Source organism: Dysgonomonas sp. HDW5A (assembly GCF_011299555.1).
Taxonomy (GTDB): domain Bacteria; phylum Bacteroidota; class Bacteroidia; order Bacteroidales; family Dysgonomonadaceae; genus Dysgonomonas_A.
Genome location: NZ_CP049857.1, coordinates 1,262,940 through 1,287,411 on the forward strand (window position 1 = coordinate 1,262,940; position 24,472 = coordinate 1,287,411).

General features: G+C 37.4%; 17 protein-coding genes. 9 read left to right on the forward strand and 8 right to left on the reverse strand.

Annotated elements, in window-relative coordinates:
• Positions 1-333: 333 nt before the first annotated feature.
• Together G7050_RS05315 and hemH are read left to right on the forward strand one after the other, a co-directional pair.
• Positions 334-636, forward strand: a complete 303-nt coding sequence (locus G7050_RS05315; RefSeq protein ID WP_166112228.1) for a DUF6787 family protein — start codon at positions 334-336, stop codon at positions 634-636.
• Positions 637-751: 115 nt separating this feature from the next.
• Positions 752-1,777 (forward strand): ferrochelatase, encoded by a 1,026-nt coding sequence (gene hemH, locus G7050_RS05320; RefSeq protein ID WP_166112230.1) that lies wholly within the window; start codon positions 752-754, stop codon positions 1,775-1,777.
• Positions 1,778-1,883: 106 nt separating this feature from the next.
• On the opposite strand, the gene G7050_RS05325 is transcribed toward hemH, so the two are convergent.
• The 6 genes from G7050_RS05325 to G7050_RS05350 form a co-directional block, all read right to left on the reverse strand.
• The gene (locus tag G7050_RS05325) at positions 1,884-3,125 is read right to left on the reverse strand and encodes a glycoside hydrolase family 5 protein (RefSeq protein WP_166112233.1); all 1,242 of its coding nucleotides are present in this window, start codon (positions 3,123-3,125) and stop codon (positions 1,884-1,886) included.
• 358 nt (positions 3,126-3,483) lie between these two features.
• Complete coding sequence (locus G7050_RS05330) at positions 3,484-5,703, reverse strand: glycoside hydrolase family 3 N-terminal domain-containing protein (RefSeq protein ID WP_166112236.1); 2,220 nt, start codon at positions 5,701-5,703, stop codon at positions 3,484-3,486.
• A gap of 37 nt (positions 5,704-5,740) precedes the next feature.
• Entirely contained in the window at positions 5,741-6,823 is a 1,083-nt protein-coding gene (locus G7050_RS05335) for a family 16 glycosylhydrolase (RefSeq protein ID WP_166112239.1), read from the reverse strand.
• A 158-nt stretch (positions 6,824-6,981) separates the two neighbouring features.
• Positions 6,982-7,854, reverse strand: a complete 873-nt coding sequence (locus G7050_RS05340; RefSeq protein WP_166112242.1) for a hypothetical protein — start codon at positions 7,852-7,854, stop codon at positions 6,982-6,984.
• A gap of 24 nt (positions 7,855-7,878) precedes the next feature.
• Positions 7,879-9,393 carry a RagB/SusD family nutrient uptake outer membrane protein gene (locus G7050_RS05345; protein WP_166112245.1) on the reverse strand — a complete coding sequence of 505 codons (1,515 nt, stop codon included), beginning with the start codon at positions 9,391-9,393 and terminating at the stop codon, positions 7,879-7,881.
• A gap of 19 nt (positions 9,394-9,412) precedes the next feature.
• Positions 9,413-12,559, reverse strand: coding sequence for a TonB-dependent receptor (locus tag G7050_RS05350; RefSeq protein WP_255499263.1), 3,147 nt, complete (start codon positions 12,557-12,559; stop codon positions 9,413-9,415).
• A 268-nt stretch (positions 12,560-12,827) separates the two neighbouring features.
• Between G7050_RS05350 and G7050_RS05355 the strand changes: the two genes are divergently transcribed.
• From G7050_RS05355 to G7050_RS05375, 5 genes are all read left to right on the forward strand, one after another.
• Positions 12,828-15,659, forward strand: coding sequence for a triple tyrosine motif-containing protein (locus G7050_RS05355; RefSeq protein ID WP_166112248.1), 2,832 nt, complete (start codon positions 12,828-12,830; stop codon positions 15,657-15,659).
• 603 nt (positions 15,660-16,262) lie between these two features.
• Entirely contained in the window at positions 16,263-17,441 is a 1,179-nt protein-coding gene (locus G7050_RS05360) for a hypothetical protein (RefSeq protein ID WP_255499264.1), read from the forward strand.
• Positions 17,442-17,526: 85 nt separating this feature from the next.
• On the forward strand, positions 17,527-18,744 hold the full coding sequence (locus G7050_RS05365; RefSeq protein WP_166112251.1) for a glycine betaine/L-proline ABC transporter ATP-binding protein: 1,218 nt from the start codon (positions 17,527-17,529) through the stop codon (positions 18,742-18,744).
• An 80-nt stretch (positions 18,745-18,824) separates the two neighbouring features.
• On the forward strand, positions 18,825-19,706 hold the full coding sequence (locus G7050_RS05370; protein ID WP_166112254.1) for a proline/glycine betaine ABC transporter permease: 882 nt from the start codon (positions 18,825-18,827) through the stop codon (positions 19,704-19,706).
• On the forward strand, positions 19,706-20,554 hold the full coding sequence (locus G7050_RS05375) for a glycine betaine ABC transporter substrate-binding protein (RefSeq protein ID WP_166112257.1): 849 nt from the start codon (positions 19,706-19,708) through the stop codon (positions 20,552-20,554). Before G7050_RS05370 ends, G7050_RS05375 begins: the two co-directional genes overlap by 1 nt.
• Before the next feature lie 73 nt (positions 20,555-20,627).
• On the opposite strand, the gene G7050_RS05380 is transcribed toward G7050_RS05375, so the two are convergent.
• The gene (locus tag G7050_RS05380) at positions 20,628-21,407 is read right to left on the reverse strand and encodes a gluconate 5-dehydrogenase (protein WP_166112260.1); all 780 of its coding nucleotides are present in this window, start codon (positions 21,405-21,407) and stop codon (positions 20,628-20,630) included.
• A gap of 35 nt (positions 21,408-21,442) precedes the next feature.
• Positions 21,443-22,597, reverse strand: a complete 1,155-nt coding sequence (locus G7050_RS05385) for a DUF4861 family protein (RefSeq protein ID WP_166112263.1) — start codon at positions 22,595-22,597, stop codon at positions 21,443-21,445.
• Between the two features lie 742 nt (positions 22,598-23,339).
• On the opposite strand from G7050_RS05385, the gene G7050_RS05390 reads away from it, so the two are divergent.
• Both G7050_RS05390 and G7050_RS05395 read left to right on the forward strand, forming a co-directional pair.
• Entirely contained in the window at positions 23,340-23,825 is a 486-nt protein-coding gene (locus G7050_RS05390; protein ID WP_166112266.1) for a cysteine hydrolase family protein, read from the forward strand.
• Positions 23,822-24,391: a YdeI family protein gene (locus G7050_RS05395; RefSeq protein WP_166112269.1), complete on the forward strand. Its 570-nt coding sequence runs from the start codon at positions 23,822-23,824 to the stop codon at positions 24,389-24,391. The genes G7050_RS05390 and G7050_RS05395 overlap by 4 nt, the downstream gene beginning before the upstream one ends.
• The last annotated feature ends 81 nt before the right edge of the window (positions 24,392-24,472 follow it).

A 24,472-nucleotide genomic window follows, 5' to 3' on the forward strand; every position in this document is an offset into this window, starting at 1 on the left:
TAATATCTGTACTAAAGCTGTATAACTGCAATCGATAATTATATTTAATAAGGCTGCATTCAATACCTGCTTGTACTAATATGATCGCTCAGGAAATAAAAACCCTATGTTAAATGTGATTTATTTTTTAATTTCATCTTTTATACTTTGAGTAATTGATTTTATCATCCTGACATCAATCAATTCTATCTATATATTTCACTTTCTCATTAAATAAATTCAGAATATTTGACTATCTTGCTTCCCTATTTATAAAATCTGTTTATAAGTATGCCTTTATCTTCATGTATACTTATCTCTATTGAGTTTTCGTGAACAATAACTTAAAACAAAATGTTTGATAAATTTAAAGTAAAGTGGAATATTACTTCCAATTGGCAACTAGCCATAATCCTGATTGTATTTTCAATAACCGGAAGTGCAGCCTTGGTTGTACGAAGGTTTGTATTTGAATGGATTGGCATTACCTCCGAAACATCTATGTGGCTGAAAGTTCCGCTATACATATTGGTCTTAGTTCCTGCTTATCAAATACTATTAATAATTATAGGAGCTATTTTCGGGCAATACCGGTTCTTCTATGAATTCCAGAAAAAAAGCATAGGTCGATTTTACAGAAGAAAAGAGAAAAAATAAGGTTTAAGACCTATTTATTATTCATCTAGGTATAACATCTGTTGATAGTTATAGCTTTAAAATACGACATTAACACTTTCTGCAACTTAAAAATATCCCTAAAACAAAAAATATAGTGAGCAACTCAAATAATAATCAGACTGCCGTACTTCTTGTAAATCTTGGAACTCCCGACGAACCTACAGTGGGATCGGTACGCCGCTATCTATCTCAGTTTCTAAACGACAAAAGAGTTATTAATTTGCCTTGGCTCTTCCGAAAGGTATTGGTAAACTTTATCATCGTACCTTTTCGTGCACCTAAGTCTGCCAAACTCTATCAGCAATTATGGACTAAGGAAGGCTCTCCTTTATTAACCAACACTCTTCTGCTACAAGAAAAGGTACAGAAAGAACTAGGTGATCAGGCTAAAGTATTTATGGCGATGCGTTATCAGAATCCATCTATCAGAAATACGCTTAATGCCATTCGTGAAGAAGGATACAGTAAAATCGTTCTTTTACCTCTTTTTCCACATTATGCCTCTTCAACCTCATCTTCGGTTATTGAAGCCGTATGGGATGAAATAAGAAACTGGAACGTAATTCCGGGTGTGCAGATGATTACCCAGTTTTACGATCATCCCGGATTTTTAGATGCTTTCACAAAACGTATTTCATCTTATAATTTGGATGAATATGACTTTGTTCTTTTTTCCTATCATGGTCTTCCAACACGTCACACAGACAGGGTTCATCCAAAGATTTCAACCTCTCAGTGTACTTGCGATAAGGCGATGCCCGAACATGGCAAATTCTGTTACAGGGCTACATGCTATGAAACGACCCGTCTTTTGGCTAAGCGTTTAGGTTTATCAAAAGATCGTTATACAACTTCCTTTCAATCACGCTTATCCAATTACTGGTTAAAACCGTTCACTGATGCTACATTGACTGAGCTTCCTCAAAAAGGATTTAAACGTGTGCTTGTTGTCGCTCCTTCATTTGTTGCAGACTGCCTCGAAACTATTGTTGAAATTGATTATGAATACAAAGAATTATTTATAGCTAATGGCGGACAAAAGCTCACCATGGTCGAAAGCCTCAATGCTGACGATAGCTGGGTAAGTGCAGTAAAAGATATGGTAAAAAGTTATATTTGATCTTTTATTTCTATATGAAGTGTCAGAAAGAGTTTATATAAAACAGAAAGAGATACCCCCTCAGTTGAGTATCTCTTTCTTTCCAAAAACCATAAAAAACAAAACCTTAAGGCTTCATACCTAAAGCTAAGATATATCCTTTATTGATAGTACAATTGGCAAACTTCATATTTTCCAGAAGATCGGTCATAGCTTTCCTTACCACTGCCTGATCGGGTCTAACAGCACGTATTTTAGCAAAATTACTTCTATCCTGAGAGGTATAATCTACTATCAGATTCCAATTTTCAGGAGCTTTTATAGAAACCATCCCTCTTTCGGAATCCATCTTTTTGTAAGGCCAGTAATGCCATCCGATATTGTTACGTTCCATCAAACGAGTCCAAGCCGCAATCCATTCATCTGTATTTTCTCCTGTTTCGCCCATATAGATGGGAAGATTGACACTGTCACGGAAGTTTACAAAATCCTGAATATTACTTTGTAGTGTATCACACCAATAACGATGGCAGGTATACATCATCTTATCATCGAATTTAGAATCCTTGAACACATTGAAATTTCCGTTCCATTGAGCGCCTCCCAACAGTACAATGTGATTGGGGTCTACTGTACGGATAGAGTCTACACATCTTTTGTACAAAGGCTCTAGTGAATCGTTCAGATTTGCATGTTGTCCCAGAAAATAGTGTGCAATCGGCTCATTCAAAAGGTCATAACCCAGAATAAGCGTATCATTTGCATAATGCTGAGCCACTTTTTTCCATATTTCGCAAAACTGAACTTTACTTGCTTCGCTTTCCATTAACCAAGGGTATCCGTAACTATCGTCAATATTATCGCCTGTTTGACCTCCGGGAGCATCATGCATATCGAGTATAACATACAAGTTTTCCTGACGACACCACTCTACTACCTGATCGATCATCTCGAATCCGTTCTGATTGGCTGTCAACCCCATGTAATCTTCATCCGTAAACATTTTGTAATGAAAAGGAATACGAAGTGAACTCATTCCGGTTTGTTTGATATACTTTATATCTTCCTGAGTGATGTAGTTTTTCTTAAACTCCTGCCAAAACCAAGCTGTGAAATCAGGTCCTACCAACTCGCAGAAAGCTTCGTTTATCAATCGGTACGAACTTACATCCTGAAAATGGAACATATACCCTTCGGGATTGAGCCAGTTACCAAGATTAGTTCCCTGTATCAGAAGTTTCTCTCCATTCGATTTTATTAAATCGGGACCTTCTACTCTAATAAATTTCGAACCATCTGTCTTCGTGACTTCCTTTGGTGAGCAACTAAGTAATACCAGAGGTAGGATTAGATACAATAACTTTTTCATGAATATTTCTATTTAAGGTCACAGACCTGTTATTTATCAATAAAAACGGTCTAAGCTTTTCAATTTACATATAAAGCTTAGACCGTTCTCCTGTTTATTCTTACGTATTTATTGTTCCTGTGAATCTTTAGATGAAAACCTGCTGAATTGCTCCGGCAATAATTAACAGTAACGATTCGGAATCCATGATTAAAGAAATCTCAGCTATGAAATCTGCACACAAGAAATAGAGCATCGCGATAACTCATTTAAGATTCACGTTCAATAAAATTATATGGCGTTATAAGTCATTTCCTCCGAAATGATGTAAGAATAAACTAAGGTCTGAGACCCTTTATTTTTTCATTAGATCACTTTACTATTGTATAGCGAATTTAGCTTCCAAGCCGTCTTTACTGCTTGAGCCTATCCATAAATTGAAATCTCCGGCTTCTGCTTTTTTCACCAGATCTTTACCATAGAAAGCCAGATCGTCTGTTGTCAATTTAAATTCTACAGTTTTCGATTCGCCGGCTTTCAAATCTACACGTTGGAAACCTTTCAACTCTTTTACCGGGCGAACGATTGATCCAACCAAATCTCTGATATAAAGCTGTACTACTTCAGTACCATCTACTTTGCTTGTATTTTTCACAGTCACTTTAGCAGTAAGTTCTCCACCCATAGGGATAGATGTAGCCGATAATACAAGATTCGAATATTCGAATGTACTGTACGACAACCCGAATCCGAATGGATATAATGGATCTTTTCCCGAATCGAGATAGAAAGAAGTATTACCTAACGATGTTTGACCTGCTTCGGTAGGTATATCATCCAAAGCCATCACCTGAGCGGGAGCCGGACGACCTGTGTTGTTATGATTATAATACATAGGTATTTGTCCTACTTCTCTGACGAATGTAGCCGGAAGTTTTCCGCTTGGATTGGCTTTTCCAAACAATAGATCCAATATTGCAGGACCTCCCATCGTTCCGGGATGGAAGTTGTAAAGTACTGCATCTGCATAAGGTAGATCACGCTCGATAGTCAGCGGACGACCTGCCATAATAACTAATACGACTGGCTTACCTGCACTTTTTACAGCTTTCAGAAGTTCGGATTGCACGCCTATCAAGTTGATATTTGACAATGAATGTGCTTCTCCCGAAAGTATAGCTTCTTCACCTAAAAATACGATTGCAACATCAGCTGAGGCTGCCGCTTGTTTTGCTTTCTCAAAATTGGCTGTACTTTTATCGCGGCTGAAAGACAAAGCCGGCTCATATACATAATTTATTTTTTTGTATGTTGTTTGCAATGCTTTAAGAGGTGTAACGGTATGGTTTTTATCTCCATCGAATACCCAAGTACCCATCTGATCGTGAGGAGCATTAGCCAATGGACCGATAACTGCAATCTTCACATTTTCTTTCAGTGGTAATACATTGTCATTTTTCAATAATATAGCCGATTTTACAGCAGCCTCTTTTGCTGCTTGTAAATGCTCTGCCGAGTACAAAGTTGATGGTTTGTTTATATCTACATAAGGGTTTTCAAATAGCCCCATACGAAATTTCACTCTTAAAATATTACGAACGGCATTATCGACATCTGCGAGAGTAACCTCTCCCGATGCGACCAACGATTTCAAATTATGTGAATAAGCTCCGCTCACCATTTCCATATCTACACCTGCATTTGCCGATATTTGGGCTACATCTCTGGCGTCTTTAGCAAATCCATGAGCAAGCATCTCGGTCATCGAAGCCCAATCTGAAACTACAAAACCATCGAATTTCCAGTCTTTGCGAAGTACATCTTTCAACAGGTGTTTGTTTCCTGAGGCAGGTATTCCATCATTGTCATTAAATGAGGTCATTAATGTGGCTGCTCCTGCATCAATTGCCTTTTTGAATGGTACTAAATATACATTGTATAATAAATGAGGAGGGATGTTGGTACTGTTATAGTCACGACCACCTTCTGCTGCTCCATAACCGATAAAGTGCTTCACACATGCTGCAATAGATGTAGGGGCTGAAAGATTCTTTCCTTGAAATCCTTTTACCATAGCTGCCCCTAATTCGCCGGCCAGATATGGGTCTTCTCCCAAGCTTTCGGCAATACGTCCCCAACGGGCATCCCGCGAAATGTCTAACATGGGAGCAAATGTCCAGTTAACACCCAATTCACGAGCTTCGGCAGCTGCCACGTGTGCACCCGATTCTACCATCTGAGGATCAAACGACGCTGCTTGTCCTAAGGGGATAGGAAAGATTGTTTTAAAGCCATGAATAACATCGCGTCCGATAATCATAGGAATACCCATGCGGCTATTTTCCAAGGCTACTTTTTGTAATTCGTTTACCTGCTTCGGATCAATAATATTAAGTAACGACCCTACTTCTCCTTTCTTGATCTGTTGAACAAGTTCTTCACTCATACCATTGAAGTTCAACTGGTTCATCTGACCGATTTTTTCTTCAAGAGTCATTTTGGATAATAACTGCTCAATCTCTTTATCGTAATTCTTTTGTTGTGAATATCCCATAAACAGGTTCAATAAGCATAATACACCTAACAATTTGATCTTCATCTGCTATATATTATTTATGTAAATAAAGTCTCGGACTTTAATTAATGAATTTATAATTTTCCTGGGTTGAATTGCCTTTTAAGGTGAGTATATATACTCCATTTCGGGGTAAATCCGAGCAATCAATACTTGCGTTATCATCTTCAACAGACTTTGTTTTATAAAGCCTGCCTTGGATGTCTCTTATATTAAGAGTGGTAATGTTTCCATCTTTAAGATGGAGCGAAAGCGATTTATTTTCTTTATTAAAAGTAAATGGTACCTCATCACGTAGCTCTTTTTCGATGGAAGCTACCTCCTTCTTTTGATATACTCTTACGTAATCAATCTCATATTTCGAAGGGAATATATCTTCGGCAACTCCTTGTAAACCTCCCCAGTCACCTCCGATAGCCAAATTTAATTTCAGATAGAAAGGTGCATTAAAGGGCCATGTACGTTTATCTCCTAAATGATCGTTTTTAAAAGTAAAATAGGCAACACCATCCACATATCCTGTAATTTGATCTTCAGTCCATTCTAATCCATATACATGAAATTCGGTTTCTGCGTTTTTAATATCTTTAGTTGCTGTTTTTTCCGTACCGATTTTATGATTGTACAAGTCTGTATGGATTGAAGCTTGGGTTACATCAGGACGATAACCTACATACTCCATTATGTCAATCTCTCCATCCAGTGGCCATGCTGCAAAATTCTTAGGCATCATCCAGAATGCCGACCATGTACCTCTGCCTGCTGCTACTTTTATTCGAGCTTCGAAATACCCATACTTCCACGATTCGACAGTATTCATGCGAGCCGACACATAATCCATCCCGTAGTAGGGCTTCGGACGTTTAAATGCTGTAATAATTAAGTTACCATCTTTTATTTTTGCTACTGTATCGGTACCTGCTGTACGATCGGTATAGTATTGCAGTTCATTATTTCCCCAGCCGCTGCCTCCGGTTTCGAACCACCATTTATCTCCCGGAAGAGGTAGTGAACCATTCGTGTTAGGAGCTTCATTAAATTCTTCCTGCCAAACAAGATCATATCCTGCCGGAGCTTGCGATTTACAGAGTAATGTGCTGCAAAAGAAGAGTGTTATGGCTGTAAATAGATGTTTATTTATCATGGACTTTTGCTTTTGTGGTCTCAGACCTATTTATAATTCTCTCTATTAAGTATACATATAACCGATTGTTATTAGTAAATACTTTCAAGTACTTATAAAGCAAAGCAGATTACCTAAGTAAATCGGGAAGGTAATCTGCTCTCTTCACACTTTGACAATTACTGTTTAACCTTAAATCTCATATACCAATTGATGCCCGATCCCTTCCATTGCAATTGCAATGTAGTTTCTGTCAGCTCCAGAATTTCGTATCGTACATTTCCCAATACATCGGGACTTGCTACATAACTTGGAAAACCTTTGCCTGAAAAAGTAAGATAAAGTTTTCCGTCAGCGTCTCTATCCATAAACCAAGTTTGACCCGCAGGTTGAGTATATGGTACGGTAACTGCTACAGTTGACCCATTGGGATATAAATCGGGAGCCATTGTTTGGGCTGCTGATTCATTTACATAAATATCATTGTTTGCTTTTAATGAGTAACTACGTGTTGCATTGAGATTAAAAGTGAGTTCGTCATCGTAAATGCCTCTTCCTTTTAATTCATTAGGACCTGCACTCCACCAATTAGGAGTAGTTGTGCTGGGTTCGCCGCATCCTAAGTGACCTTGAACCGAAGAATCCCATATCCATACTTTGGGGGTATCTTTTCCTGTCAACAAATAAATTATAGGATCATTGTTAGCAACACTCACTTTAAATGATTTTGGTTCACTTAAACCGCCACGACCGTATGCCTGAATAGAACCGTCATATTCTCCTGCCCACATATATTTGAGGGAGAATGATCGTTTATTGGTAGACATAACCGATCCGTCGAGTTTGGTTATAGCCCAATAAGGTGAAATCAGATCACTTGTAAAATCGAACTGAATTGTATTGGGATCTTCGGCACTGGGCGTCATTGTAAATTTAATATCATCAACCGATGGTGCATCGCCAATACTCGGCTTACTTCCTACTTCGGGATCGCATCCTGTAAACAACAGAGCCATACCCAGAAGACCTAATATATATTTTTTCGCTTTCATGATTTTCTAAAATTAAGGTTCCTGTTAATAAGGGTTTTGAGTTAATGTACCTTGAGCTTTATCGATTTCGGATTGAGGTATAGGCAAGTGTTTTTTATTGGGGTTGAAACCTCTTGCTCCCAATACTTGTTCTGCTTTACCGAAACGAACCAAGTCCCAGAAACGGTGTCCTTCCAAAGCAAACTCCAATCGGTTCTCCATCAAAAGATTATCCAGAGTTGCTGTTTTTTTGTAGTTCCCTGTATTTTTGTAAGCTCTCGCTCTTACCTTATTTAAATACTCATCGGCTTGAGTTTGACTTCCTCCTGTACGAACTAGTAGTTCTGAGGCGATCAAAAGCGTTTCTGAATAACGGTATACACGATAGTTATTTCTATAATTCAAATCTTTATCTCCTGTACTCTTGCTGTTTCCTCCTTGACGTGGCAGGTATTTACGATTGAAATATCCGGTGTCATCATAACGTGGACTATAACTTGCGTCAGGATATTCTTCTTTATATTTTGCAAAGTTAAGGATACCTCCATCTTTACGTTGATCGGCTGATTCGTACGAATCGTACAATTCTTTTTCAACCGGTTCGAATCCCCATCCTCCGGCAAACTCAGGACTATTGCTAATACCATTGATACCTATAAGAGTTGGATATACACTACCTCCGGTTGCCAAAGGATTACCCCAGCTACGTCCGCTTAAATCATCCGAATAGTTAACTTCGAAAATAGATTCTTTACTCCATTCTCCTTTATCTTCCCATATGTCTGCAAAAGAATCGTTAAGTTCATATACACCAGAGCCAATAATAGCTTGCATATCTTTCAATACTTCTGCATATTTAGTCTCATCCTTTTGATACATTACAACATTAGCTCTCAACATCTGAGCTGTAGCTTTAGTTATACGACCAATCTCCTTATTTGCGGTAACTGTTAATGGAAGTTTATCTCCATTCAAGGCAAAATCCAGATCTTCTACAATCTTTGCATAAACCTGATCTGCAGGCATCTGAGGAATAAGGAAAGGGGGTGTTGACGGGTTTACACTGTAATAAGGAACATTTCCCCATAATTTCCATAACCAGAAGTAATAATATGCTCTCAAAGTATGAGCTTCTGCCAAAATTCGATCCTTAGTTGCAGGATTCAAATTAGGCACATTGTCGATACGGTTGATTACAATATTCGAACGGTTGATTCCTGAATAGAATACTGTCCAAAGTGCTTCACATACATATACGGGTGTTGCATTAAAGAATCGCATACGTTGCAAATGCTCGTTATCCTTTGCATTACCTCCACCGATACGTGCATCATCCGACATAGCATCCGATACAAACTGAAGCGGATTGTATTGTCCGAATGCCCAATCGGGCCACTGAAGAGGACCATATGCAGCTACTAAACCTTGAGTGATTCGTTCTTCCGAATTATAAAATTCTTCTTCGGGTATTTGTGTTGTTGGTGAAGACTCCAGAAAAGACTCTGAACAAGAGCTTAACACTAGTAGAGCAGTCAGACCAAATAATACTATTTTTTTCATTGTGATTTCGTTTTAATAATTAAAATGTAACAGTTGCACCTACAGATACTGTTCTTGCCTGAGGATATACACCTCTGTCTACTCCCAATGAAGTACCTCCTGATGAAATTTCAGGTTCAAAACCATCATATGAAGTGAAAGTCAACAAGTTCTCTGCCGAAACATAAACTCTGACAGCTCCCAGATATGCTTTCTTAACAATGTATGCAGGTAAACTATATCCGAACTGAATGTTTTTAAGCCTTAAGAATGAACCGTCTTTTACGTATAAATCCGAAGATTGCCAGTTTCCATTATCATCATTTAGTGATAGGCGAGGTATTCTGTTCGAAGAACCCGGTCCTGTCCATCGGTCTAGCATATATCCGGGTAAGTTGATGCTTGCAAGGTCGATTCTTCGTGTTCCGTCAAAAATATCATTACCGGATGTTCCTTGTAATATCATATTAAAATCAAAACCTTTCCATTCTGCACCTACATTAAATCCAAACATCCAATCCGGCATACCTTTTCCTATTTTGGTACGGTCATCATCACTAATGACTCCGTCTCCGTTTAGGTCTACAAATCGTACATCTCCGGGTTGAGCATTAGGTTGTATCAGTTTACCGTTTTTATCTACATATTCGTTTATCTCTTGTTGAGTCTGGAAGATACCGTTGGTTTTAAGTCCATAGAAGAATGGGAATGGCTCACCGTTTTCAGCTCTTGTGATTGTTCCTATACTTTGGATACCATCATAATTAGCCCATCCGTTGCTATTACCTAATTCGATCAATTTGTTTTTAATATAGGAAGCATTTCCTCCTACGTGTATCGATACATCCGCTACTTTAAATTGATAGGAAGCATCAAACTCCACACCTGTATTTTTCATATCTCCCACATTACCCATAGGAGGGGTGTCGCCGATATATGCAGGCAAAGGCATTTGCATCAACATACCGTTGGTTCTCTTATCAAACCAATCTACAGTGAACGATAATGCACCATTGAAGAAACGAGAGTCAAGTCCTATATTGGTTTGTTCCGATTCCTCCCAACCAATAGCAGCATTCGGATATCCGTTAGGTTTCGATCCGGGAGCTACGATAATAGCACCTTCTCTTCCGAAAATATAATTATTTCCACCATCAATCATGGTAGTATATCTGAAATCTCCGATTTGGTCATTACCATTTTGTCCCCAGCTACCACGCAATTTCAATGAAGTAAGGAAATCGGGACGATCTGCCATGAATTTCTCATTGGTAATATTCCAACCCAATGATACAGAATAGAAATTAGCCCATCTGTTATCGGGTCCGAATTTAGTAGAACCATCACGACGCATTGTAAGTTCACCCATGTATCGTTCCTGATAGTTATAGCTCAAACGACCGAAGTAAGAAGCCAAACGATAGTAAGGCCCCATTTTACCTGATGCTTCACGTGCTTTTTGAGGCTGATCGGTAAAATCGATATTAGCTCTGTCAGGGTTATCATCTCTCAGCAAGTAGCTTTGTCCCCAAAGTGAACGTGATCTGCTTGACAATGCCGATTGACCTAATAAGATTGTAAAATGGTGATCTTGTATATCTTTTGTATAAGATAATGTATTTTCAATCTGCCATGTAAAGCCTCTGTTCATAGATGACCAGACTTTCGACTCATCTACGTGGTTACTTTTTCCCAGATAATAAGGTTGCAGATATCCGTCAGCACCCCAGAATGCAAGGTCAACTCCATAAGATGATCTGAATTTAAGGTTCTTATAAAGTTCAAGCTCTCCCCAGAAGTTAGCTAAAATCTTATCCGAGTTATTTTTCTCAGGAGGTAACGACAAAGCTGCTATCGGGTTAGTTATTTCATTGTATTGATCGCCTACGATTGTAAATACATTTCCATTTCGGTCTCTTACTGCTGTTGGATGAGCAGCCAATGTAGCTTCGGGATCAGGTGCTAACACGGTTAACATAGGCGATATAGCCAAAGCACTACCCAGTGGCGAACCGAACTCACTATTTGTACTGATTCCTGTAGAGTTTATACGACCGTAAGTCAAATTAGTACCTATCTTTAAAGTAGATAGTACACTGCGTGTCTTAGAATCGTCAAATACTGTATAGTTATTATTTAAACGGATAGAATATCTTTCGTAGTTTGATCTGCCGAAATTACCTCCAACGATACCTTCTTGATTGAAATAGCCTAATGACAAATAATAATTTCCTTTATCATTTCCGCCTGCTACACTCACCTGATGTTCGTACATCGGAGCATCCGAGTTAAATGTTTCTTTTTGCCAATCAGTACCTTTTCCATACGATTGAGGATCTGCATAAATAGGAGCTTTTCCCGAATTCATGTTTTGCTCATTCATCAAGATAGCATATTCGGTAGCATCAAGCACAGCTCTTTTCTTGGCTGCATTTTGCCATCCGTAAGTAAAGTTGTATGTAACTACAGCCTTTCCTGATTTTCCTTGGCGGGTAGTTATCAAGATTACACCATTAGCTCCACGTGTTCCGTAGATTGCAGCGGATGCAGCATCTTTAAGAACTTCTACCGACAGCACATCTGCGGGATTGATATTATCTATTCCACCCGAAATAGGCATTCCGTCTACGATATATAGAGGATCACTGTTATTGATAGTACCTATACCACGGATACGCACTCTCGATCCGTCTCCGGGTTGTCCGGATGCCTGAGTAATATTTACCCCTGACACCATACCTTTCAGTACATTATCGATACGAGTAGGAGCTTTCAGAGCTAAGTCGTCGCCTCTTACGCTACTGATAGCAGCTGTAACGACGCTCTTCTTTTGAACACCATAACCTACGACAACAACTTCATCCAAAAGCTCTCCGGCTTCTTCGAGCTTTACGTTTAATGATGTTGAGGAAGCTTTAACTTCAAGATTTTTATAACCTAGATAAGTAATTACTAAATCTGAATTAAGTGGAGCATTGATTTGAAAGGCTCCGTCCAGATCGGTTATAACTCCGTTTGTAGTGTTTTTCTGAACTACAGATACTCCTACAAGTGCTTCACCTGTTTTTGCATCTGTGACAATTCCTGTAATTTGATTGCCTTGGGCAAAAGCAATCATCGGGAAAAATATCAGGAACATAACAAGTCCTAATAATTGCCGATTGATAGCAAACATTTTTTTCTTCATGGTTTGATTTATTTAAAGGTTGTTGCAGAATCAAATCTGCGGAAAACTTCTTTTCGGTTGATGAAGGTATTGGCAGAAGTCTTTTTGTGAAAAATTTTAACTACGTCAAAAACTCAAAAAATAAAATCTTGTATACGACAACACTACTACAACTGACATATAACATATTATAAATCATTTTTTTAATAATAAAAAACATACTTCAAAAAACTTTTGTTTACATTTAAAAATCTTTTATAACTTAGTGTACTTTTAACTATGATAAACTATGAAATATATTCTACATATAATTTGCTATTTACTGCTGTTTCAATTACCGGCTTTTGCTTCGTGGCAACGAAACATAATCAACTATGAAAGGAACACTTATAAAGGTGGTTTTCAGAATTGGATGGTTAAGCAATCAAGCAACGAGTGGATGTATTTTGCCAATACAAACGGCTTATTAGAATTCGATGGTGTAAACTGGAATTTATATCCTATAAAGAATAAAATTGTAAGGTCTATAGAGTTCAGCGAAAAAAAAATTTATGTGGGAGGAAGCTCCGAGTTTGGCTACTTTGAACCTAACAGTATAGGACAACTTGCTTATCATTCGCTTTCCGAAAAACTGGCTAACTGGTGGGGAGAAGTTTGGAGCATATACACTGTAAAGGATAAAACCTATTTTCTCGACGATGGAAGTATATTAGTTTATGACCCAGCAGCAGATACTATCTCTGTCATCACCACTAACTACAAAATAGATTGCTCCACTATAATTAACAACAAAATATATATAGGAACAGCAGAAGGTATATTTTTTCTGAATCACAGAAATAAAATAGAACTGCTTGCTCCATCGGAATCGCTTAAAGGATCGAAAATTGTTGAAATGATTCCATATGACAATAAGATATTAGCTGTTACAGCCCGTGATGGAATATTTTTGATGGATCATATGTGGAATAACAAAATACGCTCTATTGCCGATGGCTTCATTGCCAAAAACCAACTATTCTGTGCTTCGTTAACGGGTTCTAAAATTGCATTGGGTTCTGTTCAGAACGGAGTTTTTCTTTTCGATCTCAAAGACCCGCAATATCACGAAGAGTTTAACATAACAAACGGCTTAAGTAACAATACCGTATTAAGCTCTACATTCGATAAAAACAATAACCTGTGGTTAGGACTCGATAAAGGAGTTGGATACATCGACTTACAATCTCCAGTTCGTCCTCTTTTTGCCATAAATTCACTTATCGGAACCGGTTACTGCTCTGCCCTGTTTAACAACGAGCTTTATCTGGGAACCAATCAGGGTTTATACAAACTTGATAAAAACGGTACCTGCCAACTCATTAAAGATTCGGAAGGTCAAATCTGGTCGTTAAATGTCTATGATAATTCACTGTTCAGTGCCGGCGACAATGGTATAATCGTCATATCTCCACAATCTACCTATAAGATAAATCTGACAGGTATCTGGGAAATACATCCTCTGGCTTCAAATAGTAATCGTATGATTGCAGGAGCCTATTCGGGATTCAGAATATTAGAAAAAAAGAATGGAGTCTGGCAATTCTCTCATAATGTTGGCAATTTCTTTAACTCATCACGCGGTTTTATCGAAGATGACATAAACAATACTTTCTGGGTTGTAAATATGGGAGGATATATTCAGAGAATAACTCTTGACAACGAGCAGAAGGCAATGATAAGCCGAAAAGAATATGCTCTGAAAAATATAGTAATAGACGAGAATACTACTTTCAGCAAAATTGACAATAATCTGGTAATATGTGCTCAGGATGGAATTTATCAGTACAGCCGTATCTCGGATAATTTTGATCGCTATCTCCAACTGGAAAAACTTTTGGACGGAAGTAGATATTATGAATATCTGAAAATGGACAACCTGAAAAACATATGGTATGTTTCAGACCGCAGTCTTAAGTTTTTACCTTATAAGAAAGATGGATATACCCAGCAAACCTATAACATCGGGTTAGCGAATGATCTGATAGGCGGGTACGAAAATGTCTCTCTTCTCGATTCGACATCTGCAATTGTAGCTGTAGACAAGGCTTTCGTCAAGGTCGATTTATCTCGTGAACGCCAGATAAATCACAATTTGAATATTGCTATCCGAAAGCTGGTGGCAACCAGCAATGACAGTACTCTTTATTATGGAAATTCATCTCAGAAAATTGTCATACCTTATTCATTAAACTCTATTAATATCCATTTTGCTGCTACCGAATATTCGAAAAATGAAGATATTCTTTATTCATATCGATTGAAAGAGATAGATGAAAAATGGAGTACACCTTCACCTAAGACCATCAAAGAATACACAAAGTTGATGGAAGGGGAATATACGTTTGAAGTAAAAGCTTATATAAAAGGTGAGAATACACCGGGACAAACAACAGCTATCAAATTTGAAATTCTATCACCTTGGTATCGCTCTATATGGGCTTATATTGTCTATGGCTTATTCCTTATGTTGCTTTCGTTTATCGTATATCGAAGAACAATTGGTAAACAAAAGAAAATAATCAACGAGAAAGGTGCTTTACTGATTGCTCAAAGCCAACGTTACGAAGAGGAAAGGATGCTAAAGGATAAAAAAATATATGAACTGCAAAACGAAAACCTGAAGACCAAACTTCATTATAAAACACAGGAATTATCGGGCTATATACTTAATATCGTCCGAAAGAACGAAATGCTGGAGGATGTCCGTAAGAATGTAATGAGTATATCGAAATCTTTGGATGAAAACAAGCAGCCGAATATCATAAAACAGAAAGTGGTTCGATTGATTACTCAGATCAATAATAATATTGATCACGATAAAGACTTTCAGATTTTCCAATCAAATTTCAATCTCATACATAAAGATTTCTTCAATTTATTAGATGACAGGTATCCGAATCTCACCCGAAATGATAAAATATTATGTGCTTATCTGAAAATGAATCTTACATCGAAAGAAATAGCTCCTTTATTAAACATCTCAATTCGTGGAGTAGAAGTTAGCAGGTATCGACTACGAAAGAAAATGAATTTGGATAAAGATATTAATCTATCTGATTTTCTACATAGTCTCAAGTAAAATCGCCTATATTTTTTACTTTATCGAAAGGATAATATCTGTTAATAACTTTAATAATTAAGAAGGTGGAAGGACTTAATTTCCACCTTTTTTATAAAAAAAAGCCTGCGAGAACAACCCTCACATAACAGACTGACATACAGAAAACAAACTGCACTTTAACAAAACTCAAACAGGCTTTATTTTTTAACTTAATTTCATTTTACCAAATTAAAGTCCTGATTTTTAATTGTTTTTTCATATCTTTGTGTTGATGAAAGAATTATTCTCTCATTATTCAGATTAGGTCTGCAACATATTTTTTGTCAATAATCATTAGACAAAGACCCTTCGAAAATCTGAATTCTATGTATTTTTTAGCGTAACATCTTTGGACTCCAATAATCATTTGATCTGATTTGTCCTGACATGTGTTGTTATGCACCTATTGTAAAATAATTGTTTTATTTAACACCCAAACTGTTTAAGGGCTCAGACCTTTTTATTGCTTTGGTAAGTATAACGACTATAGGTTGTAATGGTTTAGAAATAGATCATTAAACCTTCTCAAATACTTAAAGTTATCAAAGCAGTCAAAGGTGTTAGGCCTAAAACTAAAAATGTATGTTTAAAATACGTATCTATATAACTTACTTTCTTGTTTTCTGTGCATCTGTTTTATATGCTAAAAATGACAGTATAAAAAAAGACTTCTTCAAGCTCGGTGGAGCTGTACGCTTCAATGCAGTTATGGAAAATTACGAATCGAGCAACAACAATTTAGACACCTACGTGAGGATGGATACTTGGTTATTATCTGTCGAAGCTCACCAAAAAGGGTTTGATCTCAGCTTCCAGTATCGTTTCTATCCCGAATTCAAAACACATTTTCTACATCATGCTTCTATCGGTTATCAAATCGATAACAACTGGTATGCCAAACTGGGTGTATTCCAGAAACCCTTTGGGATTGGAGACTTTGCTTCACATTCGTGGTGGTTTCAGGTTCCTTATTATCTGGGATGGGAAGATACCTACAATACAGGAATCGGATTCTTTTACATACGCCATAAACTGAGAGTAGAGGCTGCTTATTTCAGACAAGCCGCGCCCCGAGGTTCCGTACCATCTAATGCCGATGACAACTCGGTAGGTAACGGTCGGTACTCTTATGCCATAGTCCCTACATACGGATATAGCAATGGTGAAAAAGTAGATGCTTATATCAGAGAGTTGGATCAGTTTAACGGACGTATACGCTATCAAATATTACCGGAAGTAGAACTCGGACTTTCGGCTGAAATGGGTAGTATATACAATGAAACACTCAATAAACGGAATTGGGGTTTTAGCTGGGCAGCCCATACGTTGATAAATTATAACCGATGGAACTTTAAAGGTGAAGTTATAGGTTATAACTACAACGCACAATCGGATAACAATCAACGTCTCGATATCGTACAGATGGGTGCCTACGGATCGTCTTATGACGTAGCTGCTAAAGGAATGATATACGTTGCAGGTATTTCGTATAGCATACCTGTCAACAGACGTCTCATATCCAGTATTCAACCCTATATTGACTATTCGGTTGTACATAAAAGAAAAGCAGGATTTCATGATACACAGCAGTTTGTTCCGGGTATGCTGATAGCCTCGGGGCCTATATATACGTATGTAGATTATGCCTTAGGCAAGAATCACCCCTGGTTAACATCCGATTTTGGTGAGGGATTGGGAAAAGGTACTGCTGATGCCAGATGGAACAGCCGTCTCAATATAAATATAGGCTATTACTTCTAAGGTATAGTTAATTAGATAAACATAAAATAGAAACACAAACAGAAAGTATCATAAGGTCTCGGACCTTTAATAACATTCTTAAAATATGAGTAAGATAGAAATAAAAGATTTGTACCTGATATTTGGTTCTGCCAAAAGACAGGCATACAAAATGTTGAAAAGCGGTAAAAGTAAAAAAGAAATTCATTCTAAGACACGGTGTACCATTGCAGTAAAAAATGCAAACCTCTCGATTAATGAAGGTGAAATATTTGTTATTATGGGATTGTCGGGGAGTGGAAAATCATCTCTGTTAAGGTGTTTCAATATGCTGAATATACCCACATCTGGATCTTTGGTGATTGATGGGGAAGATATTACTAAAATGGATAAGCATGCGTTGTTAAATCTGAGAAGAAAAAAGGTTGGAATGGTTTTCCAGCATTTTGGACTACTTCCACACCGTACAATTTTAGACAATGTTGCTTTTGGATTAGAGATACAAGGGATACCTCAGGAAAAAAGACATGCAAAGGCTAAAGAGATACTCAGCATGGTTGACCTTTCGGGGTACGAAAACTCATTTCCCCACCAACTCAGTGGAGGTATGCAGCAACGTGTAGGTATTGCCCGTGCCATTGCTACTGATTCTCAAATACTATTGATGGATGAGGCGTTTAGTGCCTTAGATCCACTTATCAGGGCACAGATGCAGGATGAATTGGTAGAAATACAGCAGTCTTTGAAAAAGACGATCATATTTATTACTCACGATTTAGATGAGGCAATCAAAGTGGGTAATACGATTGCGATAATGAAGGACGGAGAAATAGTTCAACAAGGTACTCCCGAAGATATACTGCTCAATCCGGCTGACGATTACGTGAAAGCTTTTATCGGGAATGTAGATATGGCTAAAATTATAACTGCTTCGGCTATAAACGAACCTTTCAAGGCTCGAATATGGCTGGGAAAAGATGGTCCGGCATCTGCACTCCGTTTAATGGAACGCCACTTACTGAAATTTCTCCCCGTTGTTGACCATCTGGGACGTCTTATTGGTTATGTCGGAGAGAAAGACATCCGTAAAAAAATAGCCAACAAAGAAAATAATATTGATTCTATCGTAAACGATATACCTAAAGTTTCGATGGATACTTCCATTACAGATTTACTGCCATTATTTATCAATCAGAAATATCCATTGGCTGTAGTTGACCATAAAGACCGTCCTGTTGGCTATATAAGACATTCGGACGTGGTATCTATGGTAACGGGTTATGATGACGATAAAGTACAGTCTATTATAGAAAGTGCCAATTAAGGTCTCAGAGCTACTCTTTATAGACTGAAGAGAAATAAGCAGAATCAATATTTACAATCTAAAAAAGAATAAGAATCCATATGGAAAAATTAAATATAGGAAAATACGTAGAACATTTTGTCGATTGGCTTTCGGATGCAGGAGAGCCTGTCTTTAGGCAAATAACGATCATCATCGAAAATTGTGTCGATGTTATGCAGGGAGCATTATTGTCGATTCCCTTTTATATACTTATCGCATTGTTTGCACTGTTGACATTTGTAATTAAAAATAAGAGCTGTCGTAAATTAAATGTAACAAAGCAAAATGCCAAAGATATATTTGACTTACCGATCTTTTGTGTATTAGGATTCCTACTTATATACTGGATGGGGTTTTGGGAAGAGACAATCAATACACTGGTGCTTGTAATAGTTGCCACATTTATCATTCTGCTCATTGGTATTCCTCTGGGAATCTGGTGTGCACGAAACAAAAAGGTAAATGCTATGGTAAGACCCCTACTCGACCTGATGCAAACCATGCCGGCTTTCGTATACCTGATTCCTGCCATCTTATTTTTTTCGGTAGGTAATGTTCCGGGAGTTGTAGCAACCGTTATCTTCTCTCTTCCCCCTGCGGTACGTATGACTGCTCTGGGAATACGTGATGTTCCCAAAGAAATAGTGGAAGCTTCGGTTGCATTCGGATGTACAGGCAGACAAACCCTGTTTAAAGTGCAGATACCGCTGGCAATGGCTACCATATTAGCCGGAGTAAATCAGGTGATAATGCTCGCTCTGTCGATGGTCGTAATTTCATCGATGGTTGGTGCAGGCGGACTGGGAGAAAGCGTATATGCAGGTATCCAACAAGCTGATGTAGCTCTTGGCTTTGAGGCAGGATTGTGCATTGTGATTCTTGCCATTATATTGGACAGAACAACCCAATCGATAGGACAAAAAAAGGAGGTAGCTAAATAATGAAAAAGAATATATTAATTATATTATTGGCTTGCCTCATCATTATGCCGGCTTGCCAACGCATAAAAAAACAAGATGTATTATTACTCTATCCTAATTGGGCGGAAGGCATAGCCATTACAAATCTGGCACAGATTATTCTCGAAGAAAAAGGATATACTGTAACCATTAAGCGATTAGAACTGGGTCCTATCTATGCATCGTTATCGCGTGGCGATGCCGATGTATGTATGGACACTTGGTTACCCAATACCCATAAGGATTATTGGACTCGCTACGGAGATAAAATTGATCTATTAGGTACTACGTTTGACGACGGTATTACAGGGCTGGTTGTACCGACCTATGTAGATATAAATTCGATAGAAGAATTAAATGCCAATAAAGATAAGTTCAACGGAAAAATCTATGGTATAGCATCGGGGGCAGGTATTTACAGAACCACCGAAGATGCCATCAAAGCCTATGATTTGGAACTGACTCAAATTGCATCTTCGGAAACATCCATGATTACAGCCTTAAAAAAGGCAATTGCCCATAATGAATGGGTGGTTATCACCGGATGGAAACCTCATTTCATGTGGGCTGAATACGATCTGAAACCTCTGGATGACCTGAAAAATATTTATCCGAAAGATGAAATAAAGATCATTGCCCGAAAAGGCTTCTCTACTGACAAGCCTGAATTGGCAAAATTCTTTTCCAATTTCTCAATGGATGAAAAAATGCTTAATGAGTTGATGAGTGATGTTCTGAAAGACAATGATCCGATGGTAGGAGCAAGACTCTTTTATAATAAACATAAAGACCTGCTGCAATCATGGGTAGTAGAAAAAGAAATGAAATAACAGAAAAATCCCATTATAACTTATCGTTGTAATGGGATTTTCTTTCTATCATGGTTCGTAAATGTTTACTGAATCAAGGTTGTTTTCCGATATAAGCTAAGATACCACCATCTACATAAAGAACGTGTCCGTTTACGAAGTTAGAAGCATCCGAAGCAAGGAATACTGCAGGACCTGCTAAATCTTCGGGAGTTCCCCAACGTGCTGCCGGTGTTTTTGCTATAATGAAAGAGTTGAAAGGATGTCCTTCTTCTCTCAATGGTGCTGTTTGAGGTGTAGCAATATAACCCGGTCCTAAGCCATTACACTGAATATTGAACTCGCCGTACTCAGAAGCTATATTGCGTGTCAACATTTTCAAGCCACCTTTTGCTGCTGCATAAGCCGATACTGTTTCCCGTCCCAACTCACTCATCATCGAACAGATATTGATTATTTTACCTGCTCCTTTTTTGATCATACCGGGGATTACTGCTTTTGCGACAATAAATGGTCCGTTCAGATCAATATCGATTACCTGACGGAATTCTGCTGCTGACATTTCGATCATCGGTATACGTTTGATGATTCCTGCATTGTTTACAAGTATATCAATAACGCCTACTTCTTTTTCGATTTGTGCAACCATTGCATTTATCTGGTCTTCGTTGGTTACGTCAGATACATAACCTTTAGCATCAATGCCTGCTTCTTTGTATGCAGCCAAACCTTTGTCTACAAACTCTTGCTTAAGGTCATTGAAAACAATCTTGGCTCCTGCTCCTGCCAAAGCGGATGCTATTGCAAAACCTATACCGTAAGAAGCCCCTGTTACGAGAGCTACTTTTCCTTCTAAACAAAACTGATTTTTCATATTATAAGAACTTTAAAGTTTATCTATACTTTAATTTAAAATTTCACCACCAATGGCTGTTTCAAGCCTTTAGAGAAATTACTTGTATACGTTTGGAATGCTGCCTCATCTGCAAAACCAAATTTGCTCCAGCCATAACCTGTATAGTAGGTTATCGGTTGATTGGCTTTGTATGTTGCAACTGCCAATACATGAGAATAGGTATCCTCTTTTTTAGTTTTGGCATTCATTACGTTATAAGTATCCACTACCATAGAATCTATGCCCGCAGGGAAAACAAGTCCCAGATAAACAGGGCCTGCCTTTACGCTTGGTTCTCTGTAAATAATATAGTCATTATCGGGAGAAACAATGATGGTGTCATTAGCGGCACGCTTAGCTATTCCGGCTGCAACAGTCATATCTTCTGCCACTCCATATTCTTGTACAACTTTAGAGAATTGAGAGCCTGCATCAATAGAAAATGTACGGCTTTCTCTATATGTTTTACCATCTACTTCGATATCTTTATATGTTAATTTCAAAGTAGTACGAAGAGGTCCGTTTTCCAATAATTCCTGAGAAGCAAAATTTTCGTTCAACCATAATTTTCCATTCACAAACGGAGCCATAGCTCCTGCACCTAACGAACGACCTACTTTATAATCGTCTAATCCTTCACCGTGATCTTCATGATAAGATGCAACCCCTGCAATATCATCTTTGTACCATTGATCAATCTTCATATCATTGGTACGTTTATACCAAAGATCTAAACCGTTACTGGATCCGTCTGTCGCAATAAGAGACGGGCCATAAATACGGAAAGCTACACGATCGTTTTCCCAGGCAAAGTCATCTTTACGCTCCGTAATAAAACGACCGTAAGTTTGTGCTTTAAATTCGGGATTCTCTCCTGCCGAAACAGTAAAAGTTACCGTTTCTTTTGCTTTTACTCCTGATTGAAAGACCAGTTTACCATCGTAAGTTACTTGCGATGGAACGATTTCTCCTTTTGCATTTTTCACAACATACGCCTGACCTTCAGCTAAAGTTACTTTTGTTTTTATACCTTCCAATGGCAATTCGACCAGGTCAGTAGTTCGATCAAAATCACTCGGATTTTCGACTGTCACAGCCAGATCTTTTGGTTTACTGTTGCAAGACGCAAGTAAAACCACTGCGAACAATAAATAAATTACTCTTTTCATCTTTTATAATTTTATATTTAAATACTTCTATTTTGCTTCAAACACACCGGTGTGTGCCCAAACACTTATCGATTGACTGATAAGAGTTTCAGGTGCCAACAAAAATTTATATGATTATTTTATGTGCCAATACGGATTTCAGGGCGTTTTTCATCTTCATAAAAAATAGATTCGGTTTATTTACTCGCTAAAGTTAACAATAACAAATAAATTTCACAGCATTTTCTATCAAAAAAGCCTATATAGATATCTTAAACAGACAAATACCTTTTAAAAGAAAGGGCGTATAGAAAAATTTCAACATCTTTAATATAAGCAGAGGCGTCGGAAAAGCTAAGCAATACAAGATAAAAAAACATCTCGTTTATCTATATAATAATAGAAAAAGCGTTCTTTGAAACTGATTACAAATGAAAATAAAATAGATAATACAGACTCGTAAGTTTTGTTACATAGAGATTGTTTATTAAAGAAAAGATATCGCAGAGAACAATGCCCATTTGAATTTTAGGTTTCAATACCTGCTACATACTATTGTGGAGCGATGCTTACCTTATATTGATCCCAACAAACAGCTTAAAAGTATTCCTTACAATTAGGGGATAAGCTATTCTCCCTGATGTTTATTTTCAATACCTTTGTTTTTGAAAGATAAAGTACGGTAGTTGCTATTCATGGAACACTGAATTGAATATTAAACGACATCCAAACCGCCTGATAAAGATTCAAAAAAGCAAGAAAAATGAAAAAAGCATTAGTAATAATAGATATTCAAAATGATATAACAAAGAATTACAAGGATATCATTGAAAATATAAATCAATCTATTGATTGGGCGGTTAATAATGATATTCACGTTGTTTATATCAGGCATGAAAATTTATCTGCCGGCACAAGGACTTTTAAGTCCAATACGCGCGGTGCGGAATTAGCCCCAGACTTAAAAATAGCATCAAACAATATTTTTACAAAATACAAAGGAAATGCCTTAAGTAGTGAGGAGTTTGCAGACTTTATTAATAAAAATGAAATATGTGATTTCTATATAGCAGGAGCAGATGCTGTTGCTTGTGTTAAATCGACCTGCTACAACTTATGTAAAGCAAACTACAGCGTTAATGTCTTATCAGATTGCATTACGAGTTATGATAAAAAGAAAATTGACGAAATGCTTCATTATTATGAGAGTAAAGGTTGTAAAATATTTATTTTGAGTGACTTGTTATGACAATAGAAAATAAGATAAAGTATTTTGAGAATCGAGAAGATTGGCGAAAGTGGCTGACAGATAACTTTGAGACTGCTAATGAAATTTGGTTTGTATTTCCTATTAAATCTTCGGGCAAAAAAAGCATTTTATATAATGATGCTGTTGAAGAAGCTCTTTGTTTCGAGTGGATTGACAGTACGATAAAGTCGCTTGACAAAGATCATAAAATTCAGCGTTTCACCCCCAGAAACCCTAAAAGCACTTATTCGCAAGCCAACAAAGAAAGACTCAAATGGTTATTGGAAAATAAAAAAATACACCCGAATTTTGAGGATAAAATACGAATTGTTTTGTCTGATCCTTTTATTTTTCCGGATGATATAATTGAGGCATTGAGAGAAGATAAAATAGCATGGAACAACTATCAACATTTATCCGAGGCATATAAACGTATCCGAATTGCATACATTAACGCTGCAAGGAAACGACCCGAAGAATTTGAAAAACGATTAAATAACTTTATCAACAAAACGAAAGAGAATAAAGTAATAACAGGATTTGGAGGAATTGAAAAATACTATTAATTCAAATAAAATTGATGACTAATTTGAATTTTTCTTAGAATTCTTTCGTCACTTTATTAAACACCAAACTTCTATAAAACA

Bases quoted from the DNA above. Each gene is read 5' to 3' on its own strand.
- G7050_RS05315 (WP_166112228.1), top strand. From the start codon at position 334: ATGTTTGATAAATTTAAAGTAAAGTGGAATATTACTTCCAATTGGCAA.
- G7050_RS05340 (WP_166112242.1), bottom strand. From the start codon at position 7,854: ATGAAAGCGAAAAAATATATATTAGGTCTTCTGGGTATGGCTCTGTTG.
- G7050_RS05365 (WP_166112251.1), top strand. From the start codon at position 17,527: ATGAGTAAGATAGAAATAAAAGATTTGTACCTGATATTTGGTTCTGCC.
- G7050_RS05325 (WP_166112233.1), bottom strand. From the start codon at position 3,125: ATGAAAAAGTTATTGTATCTAATCCTACCTCTGGTATTACTTAGTTGC.
- G7050_RS05395 (WP_166112269.1), top strand. From the start codon at position 23,822: ATGACAATAGAAAATAAGATAAAGTATTTTGAGAATCGAGAAGATTGG.
- G7050_RS05330 (WP_166112236.1), bottom strand. From the start codon at position 5,703: ATGAAGATCAAATTGTTAGGTGTATTATGCTTATTGAACCTGTTTATG.
- G7050_RS05335 (WP_166112239.1), bottom strand. From the start codon at position 6,823: ATGATAAATAAACATCTATTTACAGCCATAACACTCTTCTTTTGCAGC.
- G7050_RS05355 (WP_166112248.1), top strand. From the start codon at position 12,828: ATGAAATATATTCTACATATAATTTGCTATTTACTGCTGTTTCAATTA.
- G7050_RS05385 (WP_166112263.1), bottom strand. From the start codon at position 22,597: ATGAAAAGAGTAATTTATTTATTGTTCGCAGTGGTTTTACTTGCGTCT.
- G7050_RS05390 (WP_166112266.1), top strand. From the start codon at position 23,340: ATGAAAAAAGCATTAGTAATAATAGATATTCAAAATGATATAACAAAG.
- G7050_RS05345 (WP_166112245.1), bottom strand. From the start codon at position 9,393: ATGAAAAAAATAGTATTATTTGGTCTGACTGCTCTACTAGTGTTAAGC.
- G7050_RS05370 (WP_166112254.1), top strand. From the start codon at position 18,825: ATGGAAAAATTAAATATAGGAAAATACGTAGAACATTTTGTCGATTGG.
- G7050_RS05350 (WP_255499263.1), bottom strand. From the start codon at position 12,559: ATGAAGAAAAAAATGTTTGCTATCAATCGGCAATTATTAGGACTTGTT.
- G7050_RS05375 (WP_166112257.1), top strand. From the start codon at position 19,706: ATGAAAAAGAATATATTAATTATATTATTGGCTTGCCTCATCATTATG.
- G7050_RS05360 (WP_255499264.1), top strand. From the start codon at position 16,263: ATGTTTAAAATACGTATCTATATAACTTACTTTCTTGTTTTCTGTGCA.
- G7050_RS05380 (WP_166112260.1), bottom strand. From the start codon at position 21,407: ATGAAAAATCAGTTTTGTTTAGAAGGAAAAGTAGCTCTCGTAACAGGG.